Consider the following 5,849-nt stretch of genomic DNA (forward strand, 5'->3'; position numbering starts at 1 on the left):
ACCCTGGGGCTGGTCCGGCCCTGGGGCGAACGGCTGCCCGCCTGGCTGCCGTTCGCCGGCGGCCGTGTGGTGCCGGTTCGCGCGGCCGTCGTCCCCGCCTTCATCGGCGCCTTCCTGGCTACCGCGCTGGCCGCGTACGTCACCCTGAACTATCTGTTCGCGCTCGTTCCGCCACTGAACGACACCGGCGAGGCCTTCCCCACCAGCGGCCCGGGAGCATGGGCCCTGTGGGCCTGCTACGTCCCCATCCTCGCCTGGGGACCGCTGCTGGCAGTGGTGACGCGGGCCTACCACCTGCGCCGGACCCGTGGCCGGGGCCCGGCTTTCCCGCAAGGCCCGATGACAGACTGTAGGCCAGCTGGCGCGTAGCCGGGGAGATCCAGTGAGCAGGTCCGAGGCCACCCCCGAGTACCTGGTGGCCGCATTCAAGGGGCGCCATCAACAGAGCGGCAGCGAGTTCTTCGGGGGCCTCAACGGCAGTAACGGCGCTGAGAGCTGCCATCAGGCGGTGCTCTGCGTCGTCCGGGATGCTGTCGTCTCCGAGCGCGGGCAGCAGCAACAGGAGTCGGCGGTGTGGATCGGCTGTGCTGCCACCGGGCAGCCCGTTGTCGGCGGCAGAAAACAACTCGGGCCAGGACAGGGCAGGACCCATAAAGTGCCCGTCGTCCTTGGCCAGCAACAGTGCCCGCTCCCAGCTGGGGTGATGCAGGAGATAGTCGACACCCGGGTCGTCCTTCCACGCGCGGTAGACGACGTGGACGAGGTGCCCGGCGGCCAGCGGGATGGTGAAGACGGGCCACTCCGCCCGCTCCCGCAGCTCCCAATGGAACACCTCAGCCGCCTCGTAGTCCGCACCGAAGAGCAACTCTTCCGCGTCCTCATCGTGCGCGCACGAGTACAGGTGGCCAAGCCAGAAGAGAGATTCCTGCAGCAGCACTGGCTGGTGGACGAGAGGGTGACCGTCGTACCGGGGATCTCCATCATGCCGATCATCATGCCGCCTACCCGGCTGCCCCTACATGGTTGGCCCCCGATGCTCCGGAGCCAGGCCACAAGGCCTCGCGTGCGTCATCACATGATGCTGACTACGAAATCCCACGGTGCACCTTGACGGCTTAACTGCATGAGGTGTCTTTCCCGCGCGATAGCCGAGGGGAAGAGGTGTCGTTCATCAGGGCCGGGCCGCGGAGCTCAGGCCAGCTGCGCCTGGAGTCCGGCGAGGGGAGAGCACCGGCCCTTGCCGACCGTGCGCAGCTGCGCCCAGTGGACATCGGGGTGTGCCCGGGGCAGGTCGTCGACGTGGCCGGCGTTCAAGCGCGGGATGTCGACGGCACCGGTCTTGCTCGCGCCGAACTGGACGCGGCCCCAGGAGACAGGTGCGATCCAGCCCAGGCGGCGCCTCCACTCGGAATCGGCCTGGTATACGCCGAGCCGGGCGGCGGCCTGCTCCGGCGGGTTCCCCACTGGAGTCCGGACTCCGCCGACGTTGCAGCGGCGCCGTCCACCGTGCCGCAGGAGGGCGGGCACCGTGCCTGCCGGTTCCCGGGCCGCTGCGCTGGTGGGCCTGCCAGTTGACGACGGTCCCCGGTGCGGTGGCCGCACAGGCTTGCCGGGGTTCGTGGTCTGAACCCGAACCTGCGCGGTCACAGTCCAGATGGAGACGTGAGCGCAACCAGGATGCCCGTCGTGAGGAAGAGCACCACTCCTCCGTGCATGGCTGTGGCGATGGAGGCCTGGACCTTGCCGACCCTGCTCAGTGGCCTGCGACGCCGGGCAACGGCCGAGCACGACACCCACAGTCCCGGCACGCCGACGGCGAAGCCGCCGAGGACCAAGGGCACTACCAGCCAGCCCCAATCCGCCTGAGCTGCCAGCACCCAGGAGAGCACGATGAGCGCCTGGGCGAGGTGCAGCCGGCGTGCGCGGGATAGCGGACTGTGGGGGACCGTGGTCAGCGGGGGCCGAGTCGGTCGTGGCGGTACGAAGGCTGGCTGTTGCGCCGACCCCGTGGGGGCGGGCCCCTGCAGCGCGGCGCGCATGGATGCGGCGTCCGGGTAGCGCTGGGCCGGGTCCTTCGCCAGGGCGTGGGCCACTACGGCTTCCACCGCTGGACTGGCTGCGATGCCCATGGAGGCGAGGGTGGGCGGGGGAGCGGTGAGGTGTAGGTAACCGATCGCATAGCCGGAGTCCGCCTCGAACGGCAGCCGCCCGGTGATCATCTGGAACAGCATCACACCGACCGAGTAAAGATCGGACCGGCCGTCGATGTCCGGGCGGCCCAGCACCTGCTCGGGCGACATGAAGTACGGGGTGCCGACCAGCAGACCGGTTCGCGTGAGGGCGGTCCCGGCCCCTTCGGCGGCCCGCGCGATGCCGAAGTCCGCCACCTTGGCCGTCCCGTCCGCCGCCAGCAGCACGTTCCCCGGCTTGATATCGCGGTGGACCAGCCCGTGCGCGTGGGCGATGGCGAGCCCGGCCAGCACCTGCGAGGTGAGGCCGAAAGCCTGCGCCACCGGCAGGGGGCGCCCTGCGCCGAGCAGATCGGCGAGGCTGCGGCCTTGGAGGAGTTCCATCACGATGTACGGGACGGGCTCGTCCCCCATGTCGTGGACGGCCACCACGTGCGGATGGTTGAGGGCGGCCATGGCCTGCGCCTCGCGCCGGAACCGGGCCGGATACCCGTCGTCGAACGACAGTCCGGGCCGCATCGCCTTGAGGGCGACCATCCGGGCCAACTTCGTGTCGCAGGCTCGGAAGACGTCGGCCATGCCGCCGCTGCCGAGCTTCTCCTCGATCCGGTAGCGGCCACCGGCCAGCAGCGATCCCGGTCCTAATGTGTCCCCCACGGGGCCGAGCATGGCACACTTCGCCCGCGCGCAGGCGAAGTTCGGTAACCCTCTGCTGCGCTCCTCCTTGGCCCGCCCCCACCAACGATCAACCCCGGACGGCCCCAGGCCCGCCCGGGGGCGCGCCCGATGTCAGACTGCCCAGAAGTTTTTCTCAGGCGCTGGAGCCCATCACCTGGCACTCTCTCCGCGGCCCGTCCCGCAGTCAGCCAGCTGCTGCGCTTCCGGGACGAGACGGAGGAGGGAGCAGGACTGCCGGGGGCCTCGCACACAACCTGTCCTCCGCATTCCGTCCGAGGAGAGCTGAGGCCGCGCGTCCATCTTGCCCGCCGCGGCACCCACCCTCGCGGGACGGGCTCATGATTCCTCGGCCACGGTGTCTCCGGAGGCCAGGTCGCTCTTTACGTAGTCGCAGCTCAGCGGCCTGCGACGGTTCTTTCGGTCCCGTCAGGGAGCCTGGCATTGTTCACCGTTCAACCTGTATGTTGAGCGTCGCCAGCTCCCGGCATTGGTGTGAGACCCCCACTTCACCACGCCGAGTGGGGCTCCCCCTTTTCTCTTGCCACAGGAACGTTGCATGACTGTCCCCACCCCTGCGCCCGGCTACCCCCAGCAGCCCGACGGCGCTTCAGCGCCCGCCGCCGCTGAGGCCGCGTACCCCCTGCCTCCGCAGCCGGAAACTGATCCCGGCAAGGCCGGCGGTCAGCTCAACGCCGAGCAGAAGACCCTCCTCGGGTGCGGTGGCATGGTCGCACTCTTCCTCATCGTCGCCATGGTCGCCGCGGCTGTGTCGCCCTCAGAGGCAAAACCCGCCGAGTCGAAGCCTGCGCCCACCGTCACAGTGACTGCCACCGCAACCGTCACGGCCACCGCCGCCCCGCCCGTGGCGGCCAAGGCGCCCGAGCCGGCACCCACGCAGGAATCTGCGCCGCAAACCGCGCTGGTCCCGGACATGACCGGAAAGTCCGGCGACCTACTCATAGACGCGCTCAAGACAGCAGGCTTCAGCGACGGGTACAAAGCCACGTCCTTCCACGACCTCAGCGGCAAGGGCCGCACCGTGCTGCTCCTGTCGAACTGGCAGATCTGCGACCAGGACCCCAAGAACAAGACCATCGCGGTCACCGACAAGATCTCAGTCGGTGTCGTCAAGTTCGGCGAAAGCTGCCCCTGACAAAACTCACGCGTGACCGAGCAGTAACCGGTGGCCGGCCCCGCACCTGGGCCCGAGACGGCCCTGGTGGAAACGGTCGGTCGGGGATCAGTAGCTGTATGGACTCCATCGGCCGAACCGGGCGAGCAGCGCGCGAGTCTGGTCAGGACTCAAGCCCAGGGCGGCGACGCTTCGAGGTCCTGGCCCCCAGGGAGTCGTGGGCTGGCGGTGCATCCGACTCGGCCGGCGAGGACTTTCAGGCGGCGCATCGCCTTCACCGCGCCACCGGCGACTTCCCTTCCGGGACGCAGCCGGGCGAACACTGGCCCGCTACACCGTAGCGCTGACGGCGCGCCTCGTTGAGTCGAGCCGATCAGCGCCCGCGGTGCTCTTCCGGTGGATCATGCTCGGGTCGCAGACCGAGCATGTCCAGCAGCACTCTCAGGTCCGCGGGCCCGGTGGCGCGGGAAGCCACAGCGCGGCGCGCGGCGGCCCGGTCCACCGAGCCCGCCCCGGCCAGCAGTGCCGACTCGAAGCCGGCGAAGGGATCCTCCATCCCACCGATGCCACCACAGCCAGAGCGAACCCGCAGCCCCGGCTGCTCCGCCCCCCTTGCACTCCGGCACGAGGACGTTGCGGCGAGGGAGACGCTTGTCGGCGCCATGCCGCGCACCGTCGACCAGATGGCCGACACTGCAGCCACATCTGCGACGTTCGAATGCTCATATCGTGCGCCTACCCGCCCGACGCCCAGCGAAAGGTACGCGGGCCGCTGTCAGCCGCTCTGCCGGGCGGGAGCGGATGGACGGCTTCGACCTCGCAACCCTAAATGAGGCGCACGGCACCACCGGACACCACACTTGCATCCGGCGGACTCACGTACGCAACTGCGACTCCGAGCGTCCTGCCTTCGCCTCACAAGAGCGCAGACAGCCAGGAGCTGGAGCTTGCGACTATGGCCCAGGACTCCGATACGTACGGGCCGGGCCGGGCCGGGCCAGTCGGGGGCTCGCGCGGGCGATCGAGCGGGGCATCATCGCCAGGTCCGAGATCGAAGTACAAGATCCACAGGCGGCAGACCGGGCGGCAGGTCAGGCGTCCGGGTTCTTGCCCGTGGCAGCGGTGGTGATTCGCTGAACCTGCATCGACGCGAATGAGTGCAGGTCACGGTCCGTGGGCAGGCTGGTTCCGATCACGAAGGCCACGACGGTACCGACACCCAGCGCCGCGTTGGTTTGCTTCTCCTTCGCGTAGGCATCGGTCTCGTCGGCGCCCACGTCGATGGTCAGCGGCTTGAGCGTGTCTGCCTTCGTTCCCTCGCGGGTGTCGGCGACCAGCGTCTTCATGCCCGCCTTGGCGTTCTCGACGGAGTCATAGGCGAGGAGTTCGAACTTCACGTCCGTGTCGTACGTTTGCGAGTACTGGGTGTTCGCCATCGCAGTGAGCCCGGCGCAGCTGAAGCGGGCCGCCAGCTGGCACTGCTTCTGGGCCTCGCTGCCGTTGATGACGCGAGGTTGGCGCCCCTTCCAGCCCTCGGGTGCGGCAAGCTTGCTGGGGATGGCCTGGGCGAGCTGGGACGGGTTGAGCGGCGCGATGGGGGCGCTTGCGCCAGCGCTGCCGCTGTCCTTGTCCCCGCCGTCGCTGTTGCCGTCGCTCGAGCAGCCGGCCAAGGCCAGTATCAGTGCGAGACCTGCGGCCGTACCGCGTGCCTTCTTGAGCATCGTTGCTTCCACCCCGTTCGCGGCCTAACTTACTGTAGTGCTTGGTCAGGTTGGTTCGCGGGTGGCGTGTCTGGCTGATGGCCTGTGTCGTTGATCGGGTGTGATGGCTGAGGAGTTGGCTGCGGTCCG

Annotated in this window: 6 protein-coding genes and 1 pseudogene; 3 read left to right on the forward strand and 4 right to left on the reverse strand. The window is 69.1% G+C overall.

Annotated features, from left to right (window positions below; genetic code table 11):
• Both ACFV7Q_RS38195 and ACFV7Q_RS38200 read left to right on the forward strand, forming a co-directional pair.
• A pseudogene (locus ACFV7Q_RS38195) lies at positions 1-369 on the forward strand (hypothetical protein); the annotation flags it as partial.
• Positions 370-382: 13 nt separating this feature from the next.
• Positions 383-1,111 (forward strand): hypothetical protein, encoded by a 729-nt coding sequence (locus ACFV7Q_RS38200; RefSeq protein ID WP_385435552.1) that lies wholly within the window; start codon positions 383-385, stop codon positions 1,109-1,111.
• 80 nt (positions 1,112-1,191) lie between these two features.
• On the opposite strand, the gene ACFV7Q_RS38205 is transcribed toward ACFV7Q_RS38200, so the two are convergent.
• Positions 1,192-1,464, reverse strand: coding sequence for a hypothetical protein (locus ACFV7Q_RS38205; RefSeq protein ID WP_385435553.1), 273 nt, complete (start codon positions 1,462-1,464; stop codon positions 1,192-1,194).
• A 179-nt stretch (positions 1,465-1,643) separates the two neighbouring features.
• On the reverse strand, positions 1,644-2,858 hold the full coding sequence (locus tag ACFV7Q_RS38210) for a serine/threonine-protein kinase (RefSeq protein WP_385435554.1): 1,215 nt from the start codon (positions 2,856-2,858) through the stop codon (positions 1,644-1,646).
• A 565-nt stretch (positions 2,859-3,423) separates the two neighbouring features.
• On the opposite strand from ACFV7Q_RS38210, the gene ACFV7Q_RS38215 reads away from it, so the two are divergent.
• A complete protein-coding gene (locus tag ACFV7Q_RS38215) occupies positions 3,424-4,020 on the forward strand; it encodes a hypothetical protein (RefSeq protein WP_385435555.1) in 597 nt (198 codons plus the stop codon).
• A gap of 352 nt (positions 4,021-4,372) precedes the next feature.
• Here ACFV7Q_RS38215 and ACFV7Q_RS38220 read toward each other — a convergent pair whose 3' ends face one another.
• On the reverse strand, positions 4,373-4,555 hold the full coding sequence (locus tag ACFV7Q_RS38220; protein ID WP_385435556.1) for a hypothetical protein: 183 nt from the start codon (positions 4,553-4,555) through the stop codon (positions 4,373-4,375).
• A 535-nt stretch (positions 4,556-5,090) separates the two neighbouring features.
• Positions 5,091-5,720, reverse strand: coding sequence for a hypothetical protein (locus ACFV7Q_RS38225; protein ID WP_385435558.1), 630 nt, complete (start codon positions 5,718-5,720; stop codon positions 5,091-5,093).
• Positions 5,721-5,849 lie beyond the last annotated feature (129 nt).

It is taken from the genome of Streptomyces sp. NPDC059851 (genome assembly GCF_042732005.1).
Lineage (GTDB): Bacteria > Actinomycetota > Actinomycetes > Streptomycetales > Streptomycetaceae > Streptomyces.